Source organism: Ferriphaselus amnicola, assembly GCF_000974685.2.
In the GTDB taxonomy this organism is placed as follows: domain Bacteria; phylum Pseudomonadota; class Gammaproteobacteria; order Burkholderiales; family Gallionellaceae; genus Ferriphaselus; species Ferriphaselus amnicola.
The window spans coordinates 1,133,612-1,153,411 of the sequence record NZ_AP018738.1; the positions used below are offsets into that span (position 1 = coordinate 1,133,612).

22 protein-coding genes are annotated in these 19,800 nt (G+C 55.8%); 16 read left to right on the top strand and 6 right to left on the bottom strand.

All coding sequences use genetic code 11. The annotated features are described in order from the left end of the window. Window positions 1-6 precede the first annotated feature (6 nt). Window positions 7-606, bottom strand: coding sequence for a C40 family peptidase (locus OYT1_RS05460; RefSeq protein ID WP_062627665.1), 600 nt, complete (start codon window positions 604-606; stop codon window positions 7-9). A gap of 129 nt (window positions 607-735) precedes the next feature. Here OYT1_RS05460 and cysM point away from each other — a divergent pair, with 129 nt between their 5' ends. From cysM to OYT1_RS13985, 14 genes are all read left to right on the top strand, one after another. Further along, entirely contained in the window at window positions 736-1,623 is an 888-nt protein-coding gene (gene cysM / locus OYT1_RS05465; protein WP_062627666.1) for a cysteine synthase CysM, read from the top strand. A gap of 22 nt (window positions 1,624-1,645) precedes the next feature. Continuing rightward, window positions 1,646-2,569 (top strand): DMT family transporter, encoded by a 924-nt coding sequence (locus OYT1_RS05470; protein WP_062627667.1) that lies wholly within the window; start codon window positions 1,646-1,648, stop codon window positions 2,567-2,569. A gap of 67 nt (window positions 2,570-2,636) precedes the next feature. After that, complete coding sequence (gene ettA / locus OYT1_RS05475; RefSeq protein ID WP_062627668.1) at window positions 2,637-4,301, top strand: energy-dependent translational throttle protein EttA; 1,665 nt, start codon at window positions 2,637-2,639, stop codon at window positions 4,299-4,301. Between the two features lie 57 nt (window positions 4,302-4,358). Continuing rightward, complete coding sequence (locus OYT1_RS05480) at window positions 4,359-4,892, top strand: dCTP deaminase (RefSeq protein ID WP_084612083.1); 534 nt, start codon at window positions 4,359-4,361, stop codon at window positions 4,890-4,892. Next, window positions 4,892-5,641, top strand: a complete 750-nt coding sequence (locus tag OYT1_RS05485) for a dCTP deaminase domain-containing protein (RefSeq protein ID WP_062627669.1) — start codon at window positions 4,892-4,894, stop codon at window positions 5,639-5,641. Before OYT1_RS05480 ends, OYT1_RS05485 begins: the two co-directional genes overlap by 1 nt. 147 nt (window positions 5,642-5,788) lie before the next feature. Beyond that, window positions 5,789-6,184, top strand: a complete 396-nt coding sequence (locus OYT1_RS05490; protein WP_197714110.1) for a dCTP deaminase domain-containing protein — start codon at window positions 5,789-5,791, stop codon at window positions 6,182-6,184. A gap of 192 nt (window positions 6,185-6,376) precedes the next feature. After that, window positions 6,377-6,781: a nuclease-related domain-containing protein gene (locus tag OYT1_RS05495; RefSeq protein ID WP_062627670.1), complete on the top strand. Its 405-nt coding sequence runs from the start codon at window positions 6,377-6,379 to the stop codon at window positions 6,779-6,781. Window positions 6,782-7,094: 313 nt separating this feature from the next. Beyond that, window positions 7,095-7,517 carry a hypothetical protein gene (locus tag OYT1_RS05500; protein WP_062627671.1) on the top strand — a complete coding sequence of 141 codons (423 nt, stop codon included), beginning with the start codon at window positions 7,095-7,097 and terminating at the stop codon, window positions 7,515-7,517. Window positions 7,518-7,665: 148 nt separating this feature from the next. Beyond that, a complete protein-coding gene (locus tag OYT1_RS05505; RefSeq protein WP_062627672.1) occupies window positions 7,666-8,364 on the top strand; it encodes a phytochelatin synthase family protein in 699 nt (232 codons plus the stop codon). A 122-nt stretch (window positions 8,365-8,486) separates the two neighbouring features. After that, window positions 8,487-8,876, top strand: coding sequence for a carboxymuconolactone decarboxylase family protein (locus tag OYT1_RS05510; protein WP_062627673.1), 390 nt, complete (start codon window positions 8,487-8,489; stop codon window positions 8,874-8,876). A gap of 81 nt (window positions 8,877-8,957) precedes the next feature. Continuing rightward, a complete protein-coding gene (locus tag OYT1_RS05515) occupies window positions 8,958-9,734 on the top strand; it encodes a helix-turn-helix transcriptional regulator (protein WP_062627674.1) in 777 nt (258 codons plus the stop codon). A gap of 107 nt (window positions 9,735-9,841) precedes the next feature. After that, entirely contained in the window at window positions 9,842-10,405 is a 564-nt protein-coding gene (locus OYT1_RS05520; RefSeq protein WP_062627675.1) for a hypothetical protein, read from the top strand. A 10-nt stretch (window positions 10,406-10,415) separates the two neighbouring features. Next, on the top strand, window positions 10,416-11,075 hold the full coding sequence (locus OYT1_RS05525) for an NAD(P)-dependent oxidoreductase (RefSeq protein ID WP_062627676.1): 660 nt from the start codon (window positions 10,416-10,418) through the stop codon (window positions 11,073-11,075). A gap of 183 nt (window positions 11,076-11,258) precedes the next feature. After that, the gene (locus tag OYT1_RS13985) at window positions 11,259-11,384 is read left to right on the top strand and encodes a hypothetical protein (RefSeq protein ID WP_269460711.1); all 126 of its coding nucleotides are present in this window, start codon (window positions 11,259-11,261) and stop codon (window positions 11,382-11,384) included. Between the two features lie 121 nt (window positions 11,385-11,505). On the opposite strand, the gene OYT1_RS05535 is transcribed toward OYT1_RS13985, so the two are convergent. Continuing rightward, complete coding sequence (locus OYT1_RS05535) at window positions 11,506-11,847, bottom strand: hypothetical protein (protein ID WP_145983676.1); 342 nt, start codon at window positions 11,845-11,847, stop codon at window positions 11,506-11,508. 117 nt (window positions 11,848-11,964) lie between these two features. Next, window positions 11,965-12,156: a hypothetical protein gene (locus OYT1_RS13645; RefSeq protein WP_172588514.1), complete on the bottom strand. Its 192-nt coding sequence runs from the start codon at window positions 12,154-12,156 to the stop codon at window positions 11,965-11,967. Window positions 12,157-12,311: 155 nt separating this feature from the next. Here OYT1_RS13645 and OYT1_RS05545 point away from each other — a divergent pair, with 155 nt between their 5' ends. After that, window positions 12,312-12,956 (top strand): uracil-DNA glycosylase, encoded by a 645-nt coding sequence (locus OYT1_RS05545; RefSeq protein WP_172588515.1) that lies wholly within the window; start codon window positions 12,312-12,314, stop codon window positions 12,954-12,956. A gap of 209 nt (window positions 12,957-13,165) precedes the next feature. Here OYT1_RS05545 and OYT1_RS05550 read toward each other — a convergent pair whose 3' ends face one another. Beyond that, the gene (locus OYT1_RS05550; protein WP_197714111.1) at window positions 13,166-14,314 is read right to left on the bottom strand and encodes an OmpA family protein; all 1,149 of its coding nucleotides are present in this window, start codon (window positions 14,312-14,314) and stop codon (window positions 13,166-13,168) included. A 92-nt stretch (window positions 14,315-14,406) separates the two neighbouring features. Beyond that, window positions 14,407-17,463: an Ig-like domain-containing protein gene (locus OYT1_RS05555; RefSeq protein WP_119283484.1), complete on the bottom strand. Its 3,057-nt coding sequence runs from the start codon at window positions 17,461-17,463 to the stop codon at window positions 14,407-14,409. Window positions 17,464-17,880: 417 nt separating this feature from the next. Here OYT1_RS05555 and OYT1_RS05560 point away from each other — a divergent pair, with 417 nt between their 5' ends. After that, a complete protein-coding gene (locus OYT1_RS05560; RefSeq protein ID WP_062627747.1) occupies window positions 17,881-18,582 on the top strand; it encodes a Crp/Fnr family transcriptional regulator in 702 nt (233 codons plus the stop codon). Between the two features lie 7 nt (window positions 18,583-18,589). On the opposite strand, the gene gspF is transcribed toward OYT1_RS05560, so the two are convergent. Continuing rightward, window positions 18,590-19,795 carry a type II secretion system inner membrane protein GspF gene (gene gspF, locus OYT1_RS05565; RefSeq protein WP_062627746.1) on the bottom strand — a complete coding sequence of 402 codons (1,206 nt, stop codon included), beginning with the start codon at window positions 19,793-19,795 and terminating at the stop codon, window positions 18,590-18,592. Between the last annotated feature and the right edge of the window lie 5 nt (window positions 19,796-19,800).

Here is a 19,800-nt window from a genome sequence, read left to right on the forward strand (position 1 = left end):
GGAGGGTTATTGTTGCTGGGGAGCCGCCGATTGTAGCGGGCTACCCAGCGGGTTGGTTAATGCTGCCGGTAGATCGACGCGCTTGGCGACGGCGAAGCGCTTGGACCAATATTTCATGCCTAGATAGGCAACCTCGACACTGCTGCCATGCCACGGTGAGTGGATGAATTTCCCGTCACCGACATAGATGCCCACATGCGAGATGCTGCGCTTGACGGTCTTGAAGAACAGCAGGTCACCGGGTTTGAGCTCGTCTTTATCGACTTTGTCGCCGACTTGGCTCATATCTTTGGATGTGCGCGGCAGGTTCAGATTCAGGTTGGTTTTGAACAGATAACCGACGAAACCGCTGCAATCAAAACCAGAGTCGGGTGTCGTCCCGCCTAGGCGATAAGGCGTACCGATCAAATCAGTCGCTTTGTTCAGTAGATTGCCGATGATGCCGTGCCTAGCATCCGCATCCTGCTTGGCAGTCAGCGCAGTCGCCAGTTTCAACTCCGATTCCGTACTTGCGTTGGGGGCAGAGTCTTGCGGAGCGGCCACCGTTGTACGTGCCAACAGGCACGAAAACAATAGCGTAGCGAGGAAGATTCCGCTTTTCATCATCGGGTGGATAGAACGAGGAGCGCGTCTGGGAATGTCGCCATTTTAAGCGATTTCGACCACCCCTGGCAAAGAATCCTGCCGTACTCAAAGCGTGCTGCTGCTATCATTCGCGCCAACTTTGGAGGCTGTATGTACAAGACAATCGAAGACTTTGTGGGAGCGACACCGCTGGTGCGTTTGAAGCGCATTCCCGGCGATACTTCCAACGTGATTCTGGCCAAACTGGAAGGTAATAATCCAGCGGGCTCAGTGAAAGACCGCCCGGCGCTGTCGATGATCACCCACGCCGAAGCGCGCGGTGAGATCAAGCCCGGCGATACGCTGATCGAAGCCACGTCCGGCAACACCGGCATCGCGCTGGCGATGGCCGCCGCCATGCGCGGTTACGGCATGATCTTGGTGATGCCTGAGAACCAGAGCATCGAGCGCCGCCAGACCATGCGCGCCTTTGGTGCGGAACTGGTGTTGACACCGAAAGCGGGCGGCATGGAGCTGGCGCGCGATACGGCTGACAAGCTGCGCAGCGAAGGGCGCGGCATCATCCTTGACCAGTTCGGCAATCCAGATAATCCGCTGGCCCATTACGAAGGCACCGGCCCTGAGATTTGGCGCGATACGCAAGGTCGCATCACCCATTTCGTCTCAAGCATGGGCACGACGGGTACCATCATGGGTACCTCGCGCTTTCTTAAGGAACGCAACCCCGTCATCCAGATCGTCGGTGCGCAGCCGGAAGAGGGCGCGCAGATCCCCGGTATCCGTAAGTGGCCGGAGGCTTACCTTCCCAAGATATACAGCTCGACCAACGTTGATCGCATCGAGTATGTCAGCCAAGCGGAGGCCGAGGATTACACTCGGCGGCTGGCGCGGGAAGAGGGCATCTTCTGCGGCATTTCGTCCGGCGGCGCACTCGCCATCGCCCAGCGCATCTCGCAGCAAGTCGAGAATGCCACCATCGTGTTCATCGTCTGCGACCGTGGCGACCGCTACCTTTCCACGGGCGTGTTCCCAGAGTGAAACGAGATCGGCCTAGCCGGTTATGACAGGCCAATCTCGCAACGCTCTCGCTCAGCGGGACGTCTTGCTCGGTGTCGTCTTCGCGCTGCTCGCGGCGGTCGGCTTTTCAGCCAAGGCGATTCTGGTGAAGCTGGCCTACCTCGACCACGTGGATGCGATCACGCTGTTGGCTTTGCGTATGGTGTTCTCGGTACCGTTCTTCATCGGCGTGGCGATCTGGGTACGCCGCCAACATGTCGCACCGCTGAATACACATGACCGTTTGCTGGTGTTGGGGCTAGGTCTGATCGGTTACTACTGCTCCAGCTTCCTCGATTTCCTCGGCTTGCAATACATCTCCGCCGGTTTGGAACGACTCATTCTGTTCCTCTACCCGACCATGACGGTGATCCTCGCCGCCGTGCTCTATCGACGCGCCATCGGCAGCAAAGTCATCGCGGCTATGGCCTTGTGTTACGCGGGCATCGCCTTGGTGTTTCTGCACGATATCGGCGTCAAAGAAGGCAGCGTCGTGCTGGGCGCCTCGCTGGTGTTCGCCAGCACTTTGTCGTATTCGATCTATCTGGTGGGGGCAGGGCATGCCATCCTACGCATCGGTGCGATGCGCTTCACCGCCTATGCCATGGTGGTGGCGAGTATCGCCAGCCTGTTGCAGTTCGTGGTGATGCGGCCGCTGAGTGCGCTCGACTTGCCGTTGCGCGTGTACGAGCTTTCTTTGGCGATGGCGATCTTCTCTACCGTGCTGCCGGTGTTCATGCTGTCGTTCGCCATCCGCCGCATCGGCTCCGGCAGCACTTCGCTCATTGGCTCGCTCGGCCCGGTCAGCACCATCTACATGGCTTATATTTTCCTGAACGAGCGCATTTCGCTGCTTCAGATCGCCGGGTCTGCGCTGGTGCTGTGCGGGGTGCTCATCATCAGCTTGAACAGTAAGAAAGAGGGCTGACGGCGCGGCGGTCGAATGGGTATTTTGGGGTAAACTTGCGCATCTTTTACACCTGCGAAATACAGTCATGGCCCAATACGTAATGTCGATGCTCCGCGTGAGCAAGATCGTTCCTCCTAAGCGTCAGATCATCAAGGATATTTCTCTCAGTTTCTTCCCCGGCGCCAAGATCGGCCTGCTCGGTCTGAACGGCTCCGGTAAGTCCACCGTGCTGCGCCTGATGGCGGGTGTGGATCAGGAATTCGACGGCGAGATCCAGCGCGAGCCGAACATCCGTATCGGCTATCTGCCGCAAGAGCCGGTGCTGAACCCTGACTGGACGGTGCGTCAGGAAGTCGAATCCGCGCTGGGCGAGGTGATGGAAGCGCAAGCCAAGCTGGATGCGGTGTACGCCGCCTATGCCGAGCCGGATGCCGATTTCGACGCGCTCGCCACCGAGCAAGCCCGCCTCGAAGCCATCATCGCCACCTCCGGTTCGGACTCCGAACACCAGATGGAGATCGCCGCCGACGCGCTGCGCCTGCCGGAGTGGGACGCGGTCATCAAAAACCTGTCCGGCGGTGAGAAGCGCCGCGTGGCGCTGTGCAAGCTGCTGCTGGAAAAGCCCGACATGCTGTTGCTGGACGAGCCGACCAACCACTTGGATGCCGAATCCGTCGAATGGCTGGAGCAATTCCTGGTGCGCTTCCCCGGCACCGTGGTGGCCGTCACCCACGACCGCTACTTCCTCGACAACGCCGCCGAATGGATTTTGGAACTCGACCGTGGCCACGGCATCCCGTGGAAGGGCAACTACTCTAGTTGGCTCGACCAGAAGGGCGAACGTCTGGCGGTGGAACAGAAGCAACTCGACGCCCACGCCAAGGCGATGAAGCAAGAGCTGGAATGGGTGCGCCAGAACCCCAAGGCACGTCAGGCCAAGTCCAAGGCGCGTATCGCTCGCTTTGAAGAACTGAACTCGCAAGAACACCAGAAGCGCAACGAGACGCAGGAGATCTTCATCCCCGTCGGCGACCGTCTGGGTAACGAAGTGATCGAATTCGAGAACGTCTCCAAAGCCTACGGCGACCGCCTGCTGATCGACAACCTAAGCTTCAAGATCCCGCCCGGCGCCATCGTCGGCATCATCGGCCCCAACGGCGCGGGTAAATCCACTCTGTTCCGCATGATCACCGGCAAAGAGCAGCCCGACAGCGGCACCGTCAAGATCGGCCAGACCGTGAAGATCGCCCACGTGGATCAAGCGCGCGACACACTGGACAGCACCAAGACCGTGTTCGATGCCATCTCCGGCGGCAACGATATTCTGACCGTGGGCAAATACGAGACCCCGGCGCGCGCCTACATCGGACGCTTCAACTTCAAGGGCGGCGACCAAGCCAAGATCGTCGGCCAACTTTCTGGTGGTGAACGCGGACGTCTGCACTTGGCGCAGACCCTCATCTCTGGCGGCAACGTGTTGCTACTCGATGAGCCTTCGAACGACCTCGACGTGGAAACCCTGCGCGCGCTCGAAGATGCGCTGCTCGAATTCGCCGGCTGCGTCGCCGTCATCTCCCACGACCGCTGGTTCCTCGACCGCATCGCCACCCACATCCTCGCCTGCGAAGGCGATTCGAAGTGGACGTTCTTTGACGGCAACTATCAGGAATACGAAGCGGACAAGAAGAAGCGTTTGGGTGAAGAGGGCGCGAAGCCTAAGCGGATTCGGTATAAGCCGATTAGCCGGTAAAATCGACGAAGATAATTTCGAATATTGATTTAGTTATGAAATACGAATTGAGGCTATATGATTAACTCACCACACTCATTACTCGAGTTGATTCACTCCGGCAAGATAGTGCGAAATCTATCTGATCGTGAGTTATTAAAGCCCGAGGGGGTAGGCTTTGACTTATGCCTTTCATCTCTTTCAAGTGTAGGTTCAGGTGGTGGCAGTTTGAGAACTGCAACTAGAAGAACCCCTGAGGATGTATTGGTTCAGGAAAATGAAAACAACTGCTTCTATCTGGAGTCAGGCCGTACATATTTGGCTACCACTACTGAAGAGTTTGATCTTCCAACTGATCTTGCAGCAGTTTTCTTTCCGCGTAGCACCCTTTTCAGAAGTGGCGTGATATTTCAATCTAGCGTATTGCCAGCAGGCTATGTTGGCCCAATGGTTTTCTCATTAACTAATACCCATTATGAAACTTTTGAAATAGAAAAAGGGGCACGGTTTGCCCATGCGGTTTTTCTTTCGGTAACGGGAGATGTCGGCCTGTACAAGGGGCAGTGGCAAGGTGGGCGGATTTCTCAGCCTCTTGATGAAGGGCAAATCTGATGAGTGTCTTGCAGATAAAAGGCCGAACAACAAATTCCCAAGATGTATTCGATAAATATTCGCTATCAAGTAATAGCAATATTTACACAACAGCAGCAGCTTCTAACATTGAAGAGTATTCGATTGAACTTAGTCTTGGTGATGGCTGGAATGATAATTATTCAATAAGTGATAAAGGATTAATTCGGGTTGATGGTTCAATTGTTGTAAAAGGACATGGATCAATTGTTGTGGAAGTAAAGGAAGAAATTAGGGTTCCTCACAACAGATATGGAATTGTTCTTCCGACGGGTAGTCTTTTTTTATCTCGAGGAGTGTTAGTGGCTTCGGCAAAAGTTGAGCCTGCATTTATAGGAAAACTGAAGCTCAGATTGTTTAATACCACCAGCCAAAAGGTTGTATTAACGGAAGGCGAGAAGCTTGGCTCAGTAATTTTCTTTCCTACTGAATCAACTAAAGTACATAACGCAACTTATCGCACGAGTGAAATTTCTTCGGTGCCGAAAAGTAAAATATCCGAAATGAATAAATGGTTTGGTGCAAATAAGACCATTTGGATTGGTTGGTTGGTGACGATGATTTCTAGCTCGATGTTAGCCTTCTTCCTCTCGTATGTTTTTTATTACAAGCCCATGCTCCAATTGCAATCCACACAACAGAATCAAGTTGAGAATGGCAAGCAAGATGCGATAAATGAAAAAGAAAAACAGCCAGAATTACCAGAATTAAAAGCAGCTCAGAAGCCATAAACAATCATGATCGTTATTGAAAAAAACCTTGAGCAATTGTCCGCACAATATTCAATTTGTGACATGGCACTTGTAGATGAATACTCATTAAAAATTTAGATGGGAAGCTTTTGTTTCCGACCGAAATTTCCTCTTGAAAAGAAGATTGTGTACGAATCCCACCCGAGCCCATCCACAATATTTTCTGATCGAGAAGAAATACAACAAAACCTCACTCTTAAACCTGGGCAACAGGTAATTTCTTGCAGCAAACACAAATACAAAATCCCATTAGATTATTTTGGATTAGTTCAAACCAAAGGGACTTTGGCCAGGCTTTTTGTTTCTGCTACATGTAACGATGGTCAAGTGGAGCCAGGGTTTGATGGCTATGTGACGCTTGAAATAATAAACAATTCGCCGTGGGAAATTGATATACCCGTTGGTAGTGATGTCGCCCAACTGTATTTGGTCAAATGTGCAAGCCCGGCTTCTAAGGCTTATCACGGAAGATATGCCGAAAAGTCAAAAGAAGGGCCGACTATTCCAATTTTTAAAAAATAGAAGCTAATGGGGTCAGCATCGAATGAACAATCGGGGACAGACCACGTTTTCTGAGCCCGCGAACAATCGCACATTAAAAGGGTCAGCTTCGAATTAATTCTCAAGTAATTGAGATGCGAGATCCAAGCAGAAGAATAATGCGATGCTGATTCCTTGAATCTGGTTTTCGCCACATGCTGAAATGGTTTACCTATGCTTATAAAGAAGCCAGACGATAAGACCCGTGACATGGAGTTTCTAAAGGGGCTTGCCGCCCGTCCGGATGTTTCCGCAGATGTTCGCAAGAACATCGAGCAGGAGATTCGCTACATGCAATCAGGCATGAGGGGTGAAGCCGAAGCGGCATATGAAATGGACTTTCATTTTGGCGCTTCGAAGAACTGGATGCTTATCCATGATCTGCGCATCGAGTGCGAAGGGCGTGTCGCCCAAATCGACCACCTCATGCTGAATCGCTTCATGGAGATTTATGTCTGCGAGAGCAAGCGATTCTCGGAGGGGGTTGGTATCAACGAGCACGGGGAATTCTCGGCATTCTATGGCGGCAAGCCGTATGGTGTGCCATCCCCCCTTGAGCAGTCCGGTAGGCTGGGGTGAGGTACGAACCCCAGCGCTCTCTGTGAACCCCGGCAACTTTGAACCTCGGTAATATCGTGCTCACGGTGCGTAATGCTGGGGTTCGTGCCTGAGCGTCGTTGCCGCCGCTTTAGCGCGGCTATACAACGACGGCCTACTCCTAGTGGGTACACCCCAGCCTACGTTGGCTAAGCCGCAGCCAATCGATGCATGCCTCATTCACAATCGAAGATGACTGGACACCCCAGGATTCGGCTGCTGCCGAGGTCGTGATAAAACTAGAAAATGATGAGAAAATAAATCTCTATAAATAGCCCCTTATACGGAACCCAACATGCTTGAAACCACATTGGAATGGCTGTTGCGCGGCTTCGGCGCATTCTGGATCGTCGGCAGCGGCATCGCCTTCCACAAGGCGCGCGAGGCGGCGCTGATGGACCAAGTGCTGGGCGCCCTCGCCGGCACGCCGGAAGACCCCTTGGTCACGCGCTTTCTTTTCGTCGGGTCGGTGCTGACCCTGTTCAGCGGCATGGGCCTGGTGCTGGCCACGGCCTGGGCGTTGCTGCCGCTGGTGCTGCTGGTGAGCTCGCAGCTGATTTACTTCGGCCTCATGCGGCGCAAGCTGGCACGGGCGCGGACCGAGGAGGAGCGGGAAGAGGCGCGGGTACAGGCCTCGACCCGACGAGCCTTCAAGCTCTCGGTCGCGCTGACGCTGGCTGCCGGGGTTGCCGTCTGGCTGGGGCGCTTCAACTGGTGAAAATAATTTTCAGGTTTCTGCCCCCTCACCAGCTTGCCCATGTATTGGAGACCACGATGGACAGGAATAATAATAAGGGACAGACCACGTTTTCTGAGCGAGAGGAATCAAAAGGGGCAGCATCGCAATCGTTTGTTAAAGAATCAGAATGAAAATTTCAGTTCCCTTCCTCTTTCTCATCCTGCTTGCCGCGCTCCCGCTCACCGTCACTGCGGCAGAACCTGAGGTGATCTACTGGAACTCGGATGCGGGCAAGGTGTTGCGTGCCCGGATCGCGCCCGATGAAGATTACTGGCAGCTCATTCCCTGGTTCACGAATCAGGAGAACCAGACCTATTGCGGTGTGGCCAGCGCGGTGATGGTGCTGAATGCGATGCCGATTAAGAAGTCGGTCGATCCCGTCAATGCGCCGCATGCCTATTTCACGCAAAGCAATTTCTTTACGCCGGAGGTGGTGAAGGTCATCAGTCCGCAGACGGTGCGCAATCAGGGCATGACCCGCGACGAGATGGTGAAGACGCTGCTGCGGCATGGCGTGAAGGCGACGACTGTTGCGGGCGATAGCGTGGATGAGTCTGCACTGCGTACGCTGGTGCAGAAGGCGATGGGCGATGACGGGCAGTTTGTGCTGGTGAACTTTTTGCGCGAGGCCTTGGGGCAGGCAGGCGGGGGGCATTGGTCGGTGTTGGCGGCCTATGATGCGCAATCGGATCGTGCGCTGATTCTCGATGTGTCGACGTACATGTACGCCCCGGAGTGGGTCACCATCCGTACGCTGAGCAAGGCGATAGACACGCTGGATACCACCAGCAACAAGGCGCGGGGGCTGGTGTTCGTATCGCAATAGTTTTCAAGGTGACTGAAACATTTGGCGACAGAGTGCTGTTTTTCCTAGCCCTCGGGGATAGCCTCCATTGATCCAGTCAATGAGATTGTTCAGTCTGTGGCCGATTAGTTAGGAGGTAAATTGTGGATCATTTCGAAGCTGGTGTGGACAAGTTGGCAAGTATGCTAGGGGCGGAGCGGGCGCAAGCGATCGTGGCGCGTTTTCGTTCGCTGAGCCCAGTGTTCGAGCAGGAGGCGATTTCGGTGGTGTTCGGCCGCACTTGGTCGCGTGATGCGCTGGATGTGAAGACACGTTCGCTTTGCAGCATCGGCATTTTGTCTGCTTTGGGGAGGCAGAATGCGCTCAAGATCGTTTTCGAGTTGGCACTCAGCAATGGGGCGACGCTGGAAGAGATTACCGAGGCTTTGTTGCAGACCGCTATCTACGCGGGTTATCCGGCGGCGCTGGATGCGCTGACGACGTTGGAAGCTGTGCTGGTTGAGATCGCGGCACGCGCCGAGAAGAAGGACTAGATGCTCACTCGGTTAGTGAAAATAATCGAGGGCTGGCCACGAATCAATTTCCCCGCCACTTTTTGAGTTCTTTGTATTCCGATGTATCCCCTCCATTCTGAAAAAAACATCATTTCCTTCCTTGCGCATGACGCGCAGGTGGAGGTGCATCGTCATCATTGTTTTCAGATCTTGCTGGGTATGTCTGCGCCATTCGATAGCGATATCGGTGGGGTGCTGCACACTGGGCGGCGTGCGTTGGTCATCAATCAGAATGTGGCGCATGCCTGCAACGGGCTGGGCGGTAGTAATCTGATCTTTTTTATCGATGCGGAAAGCCGCACTGGCTGGCAGTTGAAGCAGTTGTTAGATGGTCAGCCTATCCTTGATCTGACAGACATATGGCTAGAGGTAAGGCCGCATTCCCCCACGATGGATGAGATGCGTGCATGGACGCATGAGCGACGCTTGGCAGTGGCCGAAGATGCTTTGGCGTTGGTGACGGCCGATATGCAGCCGATGACTGCCCGCGATAGTCGTGTCGAGCAAGCGATCACGTGGGTGGAGCAGCATCTGCACGAGAAGATCGGCTTGCCAGAGGTGGCGGCGCATATCCATCTTTCGCCAGAGCGCATGCGGCATCTGTTCGTGCAGGAGGCGGGGGTGTCGTTCTCGCAGTTCCTGGTGTGGAAACGCATCAAAGCGGCCATCGTGTTTGCCGTGCGCGATGGGGCGAATCTGACAGAAGCTGCCGCGCGTGCGGGGTTCGCCGATCAGGCGCATTTCTGTCGTTTGTTCAAACGTACCTTTGGCATCCCAGCTGGGGGCTTGCTGCAGAATAGCCGTTCCATTCAATTCATCCATCCGTCGGTCAGTTAACTTCCTTCTCGCGGGCGATAGGGGCGCTGTGTCCTTCGCCGCTTTGGGCTGCTCATCGCATTGCGAGGGCATCCCATGTGACCAATATCCATAGAAGGGGATCTGACATGTTTAAGCTATTCAATCGATTCGTTTTGGCTACTTGTGCCGTGTTGCTGTGTGCGGCATCTGTCGCGCAGGCGCAAGACGTGCCGCAACTGAAAGGGCGCTGGGCATCTGCCGCGCTAGAGAATTACGGCAGCCATTTTGCGACGCGTACGTTCAAGTTCACGGATAAGGAGTGGAAGGTGACTTACCGTGCGTATGCAGATGCACAGGGAAAGCAGCCGCTGTTCAGTTTGGATGTGGGCGGCTTCTATGTGTTGGGGCAAGCTTCTGCTTCGGTGGCTGGTGCATTCGAGGGGATATTTCCGGCGAACCATCGCCATGTGACGGCGGAGAGTGATGCGGGTGTGGGGATGTTTGCCAGCATGGGATGCACGCTTGAGAAAGGTAAGGCTCTGCCGCTGGTCGGCCAAGGATGCGGTTTCGTGCCGGGCATCATGCAGGCGATGGGCGAATACGATCTGGTGGCTTTCAAAGATGGGCGAATCTATTTTGGTGATCGTGCGGGTGATTTGACCAAGGCACGTCCAGTCGCGCTGACGTCGTATCCCTTGGTTCGCCAGTGAGAGGACGCATATGACGAACACTCAAGACAATGCGCGTTCCATTCTGGTGATCGGCGCGACGGGGCCGACGGGTATCGAGATATGCAAGCAGGCGCTAGCGGCTGGCATGAAAGTGCGCGTGTTGGTGCGCACCCCATCGCGCTTGCCTGCCGATCTGTCGTCACGATTGGAGGTGATGCAGGGGGATGTGCTGAACAGCGATGCGATGATTGCCGCGACGCGCGGGATGGATGCGGTGGTGAGCGCGCTGGGCACACCTTTGCAACGCACACCGGTGACGCTGTTGTCACGCGGAACGCAAAACATCATGCAAGCGATGGGGCAGACGGGAGTGTCGCGCTTGTTGTGTATCACTGGCATGGGAGCGGGGGATAGTCGCGGGCATGGCGGGTTTTTGTATGACCGAGTGATCCTGCCGCTGCTGTTAGGTCAGATCTATATCGACAAGGACAGGCAAGAGCAGCTGGTGCGCGCGAGCAATCTGGATTGGACGTTGATTCGTCCTGCGTTCCTCACCAATGGGGTGAAGACGGGGCAGTATCGATGCATCGGTCAATTCGAGAAACACGACCGTATGGGCAAGATATCCCGCGCGGATGTGGCGCATTTCGTGGTGCAGGAGTTGCAGCGCGGAGAGTATCTGCGGCAGGTGGCGAATCTTTCGTATTGATGCGCCCCACCTTGCATTTGTGGGCAGATTAGGTAGCCATCCGCTTGAACCGTAAGGTTTGTTTTGAATCGACAAGGGGTGAGCCGCGGTCTTTTTGTCCTCCTCCGAACGTATTCATCGCCCGTAAGGGCGATGTTCTTTTCTAGGATGAATCATAGGGGACGTAACACGGTTTTCTGAGCTATGAAGTCATCGATCTACATCAAACGCATCGTCATCATCGCCGGGACGAACGGCGCGGGGAAGACGATTTTCGCGCGCGAGTTCCTGCCGACCGATGCGGAATTGCCCAATTTCGTGAATACATAAACAAAGGCATCGAAGTCGAATTGCTTAGTGCGAGGTTGGCTCGACTGAAAATGAATTCAACTCCGATACCTTCAGGTTTGTGATGGTTCGCCAGCCTGAACAAATGAAGGTGGTTCGTGGGCTAATTCATAGGGGTTGCTTCAAAATAATGCCCTTGTGTATTAAGCACTGCAATCGCCGCCTTGAATTGCATCTCTTCCGTAAATTCAACCCGCTTCCCGGTCTTATCAACGTAGTAAGATTTATCACCGTCATTGCCCAGTTGGGTTACTTCTTCCAATCCGGCAAAACTGCAAAAATCCAACCCTATGTTCCGTATTTGTGTTTCCTTTGCACGTTCGATAATTTCATTGCGTGAGTGCATTTCTTCAATGATTTCGCCTTTTTCATGATTATCCATGTTGACGGCACTCATTTTGGTTTTATACATTCTTTCCGAGATTCCTTGGCTGGTATTTGACATGATGTACATTCCTTTTCTAGTAGATGCTAGTTAACTGAAATCCAACTTGCATGACACAGAACTGTTTGGAGGTCATGTAACGTCAATTTATTCTTATAGCCACGGTGAAACTGTGCGTTAACGCACGAACGAAAGGTACTGGCGCGCTGGGCGTTGATCAAGTCGGGGTTTTCGCGCAGGCTTGAAAAGGTCGATCGCATCAATCCCAGCCGCAGACGCAAAGGTGAGCGAGGCATCTGGCAACGGTGCTATTGGGAACATCAGATACGCGACGAACACGACCTGACGCGGCACATCGATTACATCCATTACAATCTGGCCGATTGGGGAATGAACTGGGTTGCAGCTGAACCGCTGCATTGCGGAGCACCGGTGTAGCCCGCAATCATTATTGCGCCGGATGTATTTCTCATCCCGCTGTTTCCCGCCGAGCTATCTGATACGAATAAACTGGAAGCAAACTGATGACTATGAACAAACTGGAACTCGCACGCGCCCTAGTCGGCACCTTGCCGTCTGGCCGCGACGGCCTGTTCAATCCGTGGGTGGATCATTGCCCGCATGACGCCGACGGCAACGGGCCACAGCCGAAGTTGCAGCGCCTAGCGCAGCATTTGGATTGCGACCCGTTGTTCATTCTCGCTGGTGAAGCGCCGGGTTATCAGGGCTGTCGCTACAGCGGCATCGCTTTCACCAGCGAACGACTGCTGGGAGAAGGTGCCATTCCGCGCATCCCGGCGCTGACTCAGCGATTGTCCACGCGCCGCCTGCCGTTCTCCGAACCTTCTGCAACCATCGTGTGGAAGACCCTGTATCGCCTAGGCATCGCGGAACGCACCCTGCTGTGGAACGCGATGCAACTGCACCCGTATCGTCCAGACGACCTCTGGTCCAACCGTACCCCAACGCCGCAAGAGATCAAACTGGGCGAACCTGCCATGCGACTGCTTGTCGAGACTTTCCCGCAGGCCAAGATCGTTGCCGTCGGCAAGAAAGCGGAAGGGCTGTTGAGTGACATGGGTGTATGCACCACCGGCACCGTCCGTCATCCGGCCAATGGCGGCGCGACCGAATTCGCACGTGGCCTTCAAGCGTTGATCGCGGGATGACACTCATCTGGATAAGTAGTGACAGCTCGCGTGGGGCGCAACCGTCATTGCACCGGATGTTTATGTATCTATATCTTCGAGGGGCCGAACGGGGGGAATGCTGGAAACAATTGTGGACTAAGGGTGGAGCAAAAGTGGCTAGACCTTGGAGTGCCCCCGCAGTCTAGCCAGCCAACGCACAAGCCAAGTCGGCTTGTCCTGGACTTGTCTTATTTCGCTGTGCGCGTTGCTGAAACCTCGACTTCAACGCGACGATCGGGTGCTAGGCAGGCGATCAACTCCTTGCTGGCTTTCTTCGCTGCTTTTTTCGGGCTGACGCAATCTTCTGGCTTGGTCAACGGAAATGCGCCATCGACACCGCTCGCTGAGATCTTGTCGGCGGGAATGTTCGCAGACTCGATCAGGTAGGCTTTTACCGCCTCAGCGCGTTGCGTTGACAGTTTCAGGTTGTATGCATGTGAGCCGATGCGGTCTGTGTGGCCGGTGACCGTGATGACGGCGTAGTTAGCGCCGCGCAGTTCTTCTGCAAACTTGTCGATGGCCAGCTTACCTGTGGGTTTGATGGCTGAACTGTCGAAATCAAATAAAGAATCAGCCGAGGAGTCTGCGGCAAAGATCACTTTCCTTGGAGGCGGGGGCGGCGGCACGACAATCGGTTCTGGTGCCACTTCTTGCGGTTCAGGCGCTAATGCGACGGGTGTCGGTGTTTTTACGCCAAAACGATAGACCAGTCCCAATGAAATCAGGTCGATGTCGCCGCGATTGCCGACGGCATCATTGATGCGATAGCGTTCGGCTTCGGCGCGCACGCCAACAGCGGGGGACAGCGCATACTGAAGTCCCACGCCAAATTTGTAGTTCAACTCGCGTTTGCTGGGGGTGGGGTTGAGTACGATCACCGCTCCCGTGCCTCTGAACGTGTCGCGGGCTTCTGCGTAATTCATGCCGACTCGGCCAAAAGCGGAGAATCGGTCGGTGATCGGCAAAATACCGAGCGCGTCCAGATTCAAGCCCTTGAGTTTGATATTACCCGCCAGTGTTCCTAGCGGGAGGGTGGTCGAGGTGAAGCCAAACTGTCCTAGGTCGAAGTAGCCACCCTCAAAGGCGAAATTTCGATTTACCTGATACCCGCCATAGAGCTTGAAGCCTGTGTCGCGATTGTTGTCGATGATCGAGGTGGAGGTCAGCCCCACCCCGCGCAATTGAGCCGCGATTCGTGCATTGTCGATATTGGCGCGGGATTGGCCGAGATTAGCACCGCCATACCATCCTGAGTCTTCCGCTACTGCCAACGAGCCGTTAAGCATCGCGCATCCCAACAGACTTAACGTGCCTACTTTTTTTGCTATTTTTTTCATGGTTATCTCCATAAGTTGTGCTGCGTAGGTGATGCAATTCGATGTGTGGTGAAGGTCGGCGCAGCTAAGCAGCCGACCTTCGGGGCGATGAGTTACGGAGCCGGTACGTTGATGATGGTGTTCACCAGAGTGACCGAAGCATTCAAACCTAACGCTCTACCATTCAATGTTGTTAGCACCGTGTTGCCTGCGGTCGAGAATGTGGCTCCAGCAGAGGCGATGATCGTCCCGACCATGGTTCCGCCACCTGCGCCATTGATCGTGGCGGCACTGCCCACTTGCCAGAACACATTTTTGGCTTGAGCTCCATTCACCAGCAGCACACTGCGCGCACCTGTCGGCCCAGCGACACCTACGGTGAGCGAGCTCGCCATCTGGAACACCCAGACTGCGTTCGCATTACCTTGAGCATCAAGCGTGAGGTTCGCGTTGGAAATGGCGAACGTGCCGGGTACGGACGTGTAAATTCCCGGTGGAAGAGTGCGTCCACCCAACTCACCCGCGCCGATACCCGCTCCGCCGCAGCTAGGGCAGAGGGCTATGTTCGACACGTCGATACCTCCGGGAAGAGCAGCCGGCTGCATATTGGTGTAAGCCGTATTCGCTGCTAATAGTCCAGCCGCAGCCGCTGCACCGGGAACTGACCCTGGAGGAGCGGTCGCCGAGTAGATGGTTCCATTCACAGTGCCGATGTTGAGCGGAGTTTCAGTGTAGATTCGCCCGCCAAGATCGTGGAACCCAGTGAATAGCGTCGAGGCTGCCGTGGTGGCCAGATCGCCGTTAACTACGGTGAGTATCCCCTGATTAGTCATTCCTGCATTGCCGCCGATACCGCCGAAAGGCGCGGCAGCACCGAGCGCAATCGGTGCCAGACAAGCACCTGTCGCTGGTACCACGGTGAATGTCCAAACGTAGTCGAGCAGCATCGTATTGCCCGGGATCGCCATATCTCGGATGCCAGTGAGGCCGCTCTTGAGTGTTGCGGTGTAAGTCACACCCGCAGTAAGTGCAGCAAGTGGCGTGAACGTTGCGATCCGACCCGTCGTTACATCCAGCACCACCGATGCCGCTGTCACGGGTGTCAGTCCTGGCCCAGTCAGGGTGAATGTGGCGGAGTTGACCGTCAAAGGATCCAGTCGAGCACCCGAGGGGACGGTGAATGTGGCATTGACGGACGCGTTCGGACACACCGCCGCAGCGGCTGCGAGTGGGTTAGTGGAAAGCACCGAAATGTTGGCGGGTGGCGTTGCAGCGACGGTAGAGAACGTCCAAACATAGTTACTTGCTGCGGGCAGCGCGGCCTGATTTCCGGCGAGTGCATTACCCGCGATATCCGTCGCCGCCGTGGTGATTGTGGCGGTGTAGGTTGTGCCGGTGGCCAGAGCCGCAGTGGGCGTGAATGACGCGGTTCTAGCTGCATAAGTGACCGTACCCGCAACAGCTACCGCTCCCGGACCTGTCACGTTGAAACTGGCGGCAGTGATCGTGGTTGGGTCCATATCTTTGGTGAAGATGGCCGTGATCGCAGTATTTGCAGGTACACCTGTGGTCGGGCCAGGGATCGTGGTTACCGGCGCGGTCAGCGACACTCTAGGGCGCGTGATGGACGGCGCGACTCCCGTGGTGAACGTCCAGATATAGTTGCTGGCGGCGGGTAGTGGTGCTTGATTGCCCGCCAACGTATTACCAGCAATGTCGGTGGCGGCCGTGGTGATCGTGGCGGTATAGGTGGTTCCAGCTAATAGTACGGCGGTGGGTGTAAATGTTGCCACTCGACTGCCGACCGCGTAAGTCACCGCACCGGCGACGGGGGTTAAGCCCGGCCCCGTCAGCGTGAAGCTGGTGCCCGTGATCGATGCGGGAGCCATGTCTTCGGTGAAGGCGGCAGTGATCGCTGTATTGGTAGCTACCGCCGTTGCACTGGGGACTGTCGTGGCTGGAACCGTGAGCGTTACGCTAGGACGCAGCGTGTCTGCTGCCAGACCGGTCGTGAATGTCCACACGAAGTTACTTGCCAAGGCCAGACCTGTCGTGTCTTTAGCTGCGGTGCTTATCGTCGCACGACATAAGGTATTCGCTGGAAGATTGGAGGCGGCGGGCAGGTTAAGCGTAGCCACATTACCTGTAGCCAAATAACTCACCGTACCAACCACGGGTGTTGCCGTAGGGCAGGCGAGCGTAAAGCTACCGGTGAGTGAGGTGAGCGCCATCGGCTTGCTGAAAGCCGCTGTGATGATCTTGGTGTTGACAGGCACGCCGACGGCATTCGCTAGGGGGGCCACGGAAGTCACTGTCGGTGGAATGGGAGGAACGGGTGGCGTGACTCCGGTAGTGAATGTCCAGACATAGTTGCTGGCAGCGGGTAATGCGGCTTGATTACCCGCTAATGTGTTGCGCGCGATGTCTGTGGCGGCCGTGGTGATCGTGGCGGTATAGGTGGTTCCAGTTTGTAGAACGGCGGTGGGTAAAAATGTTGCCACTCGGCTACCGACCGCGTAAGTCACCGTGCCGGCGACGGGGGTTAAGCCCGGCCCCGTTAGCGTGAAGCTGGTGCCCGTGATCGATGCGGGCGCCATGTCTTCGGTGAACGCGGCAGTGATCGCAGTATTGGTAGGCACTGCCGTTACACTGGGCGTCCTCGTGGCTGGAATGGTGAGCGTTACGCTAGGACGCAGCGTGTCCGCCACCAGACCTGTCGTGAATGTCCACACGAAGTTACTCACCAAGGCCAGACCTGTGGTGTCTTTAGCGGCGGTGCTTATCGTCGCACGACAGACGGTATTCGCTGGAAGATTGGGAGAAGCAACAGGTAGAGTAAGTGTAGCCACATTGCCTGCGGCCAAATAGCTCACCGTGCCAACTATCGGAGTCGCCGCAGGGCAGGCGAGCGTGAAGCTACCCGTGAGGGACGTGGGTGCCATCGGCTTGTTGAAAGCTGCCGTGAATATCTTGGTGTTGATAGGCACACCGACGGCATTCGCTAGGGGAGTCACGAGAGTCACCGTCGGTGGAGCGGCGGGGGGCGAGGCGGTCGCGCCGCCCGTGCCTAAAATCGAACTTCCGCCACCTCCGCATCCTGCGCCCAACATCAGCAGCAGTAATGACGCGTACCACCTGAGTGGTTTCGTAATACTTGCAAATCTATTCATGACTTTCCCCTCTCTTCGGTTACCGAAACTTCGGTGCGATCACTGGCCGTGTGCGGCCAGTCTTAGTGTTTACCTGGGGCAACTCTAGAATTCATCTGAATAGCGAACTCATCGAACTCAGGCAACACCGCACCCCCGTCATCGTTATCCACCTTTCGCTACATGCGCTCCGTTCGTTAGCGCACATACCGCGCGTTTCACATATTTGGTATCTACGGATCCTCTGCATGGTCAGTCGTTCGACAAGTGCACAAACTGTGCGTCTGCGCACATACAGTGGAAAATCATTGCGGTAGCTTCGCCTCCTGATTCGGGACGCCGTCCACACGGCTCCCGTGCTTACATCGGAAATACACGAATGCATTTCCGTTAGCCGTCGGTGGACTCACACGCTGGCGCTTTACTTAGGGTTGCCTCATGCCAGTTTTGTATCGAGTTCCTGCTGCCAATAGCCTGCTGGCTGCCTTGCCCGGCAAGGAATTTGAGCTACTCAAGGCCACTCTGGAGCCTATCCCGCTGACATTCGGCGACGTGATCTACCTGCCAGGCGAGCCGATCGAACATGTGTATTTCCCAACGGATGCTCTGGTGTCCTTGCTCACGCAAGTGTCCGGGCATCAGGCGCTGGAAGTCGGTATGGTCGGCCACGAAGGGATGTTGGGGATACCGCTTGCCTTAGGCGTTAGCCACTCGCCGGTGTGTGCTTTGGTGCAGGGCACGGGCACGGCGCTGCGGATGAGCTCGGCGCATTTTCGAGATGAATTCCGGCAGAGCACTTTATTGCAACGGGAGATCAATCGCTACACCTTCGAATTGATGGTGCAACTGACGCAGACTGCGGCCTGCAACCGCTTCCATCGTGTCGAAGAGCGTCTGGCCCGCTGGTTACTGATGACCCGCGACCGTGTGCGCTCTAACCAATTCCATCAGACTCAAGACTTGCTGGGCAACATGCTGGGCGTGCGCCGCGTCGGGGTCACTAAAGCGGCGGGTGCCTTGCGCGAACGTAAACTCATCACTTACAACCGAGGCGAGATCAAAATACTGGATGGCATCGGGCTGGAGGCGGCTGCCTGTTCGTGTTATCAGGTCATCAAAAACATGCACACTTTGGGGTGACCGGCGCTCAGTGGACGAGCTGATTGATCTCGATGATGGGCAGCAGGATGGCGAGCACGATCAGCAGCACGATGCCGCCCATCACGAGGATCATCACCGGCTCCAGCAAGGTGAGGAATACGGTCAATCGCCGCTCCAGTGCTTGAGTCTCAAGCCGAGCCGCGCGCTCTAGCATCTGTTCCAATTTACCGCTGATCTCGCCGCTGGCGATAAGGTGTATCAACAGGGGCGGGAACGCCCGCGTTTCACCCAAAGCGAGTGCGAGGCTGCTGCCTTCACGTACCCGTTCGATGGCGCGTTCGACCGCTGCGCGCAACACTAGATTGCTCATCACCTGTGCGCCGGAGGCCAGTGCGGCAAGCAGTGGTACACCGCCGCCGACCAGAATGGCGAGCGTGCTGGCGAAGCGTGAAGTGTTGATGCCGCGTATCAACACGCCGAGCATCGGTGTTCGTAGCAGCAGTGCGTGCCAGCGGTGACGGTTGTCAGCGCGGCGCAACGCGGCGTGAGCGGCAGCGTAAGCTCCAGCAAAGATGAGCAAGAGGTACGGCCAAGCGGTACGCAAAAAGTCGCTCAAGGTGATCAGCGCGCGCGTCAGCCAAGGCAGCGTTTGGCGCGATTGCTGGAAGACTTGAACCACTTGGGGAACGACGTAGATCAGCAATCCGGTGACGATCATGATCGCCACCACCGTGACGAGGACAGGGTAGAGCAGGGCGAGGCTGGTCTTTTGTTTCAGCGCCTGATGTGCATCGAGATAATCGGCTAGATGTTGCAACACGGTGGCCAGCGCCCCCGACTCTTCCCCGCCGTGGACTAGCGCGCGATAGAACTCCGGGAAACTCTTCGGGTAAGCGGCCAGAGCGCCCGCTAAAGATTGTCCCGCAGTCACCTCCGTCTTCACGCCGATCAGCGTCTCGCGTGTCATCGGCGCGGTAGCCTCTTCGATCAAGGCGTTAAGCGATTGCTCCATGGTCAGCCCAGAGGCTAGCAAGGTAGCCAATTGCCGCGTGACTAAGCTGAGCTCGGCGGCGGCAAGCCCGCGCACCCAGTGTTGACGGGCGCGCTCACGAGCGTGAACCTGCTGGAGCGAGGAAAGTAGCAAGCCCTGCGCGCGCAATTGCGCCCGCGCCTGCCGAGCGGTGTCGGCTTGGATGACACCGGAGACTGTCCGATTGGATGTGTCCAACGCTTGATATTGAAAAGCTTCCATGGCGC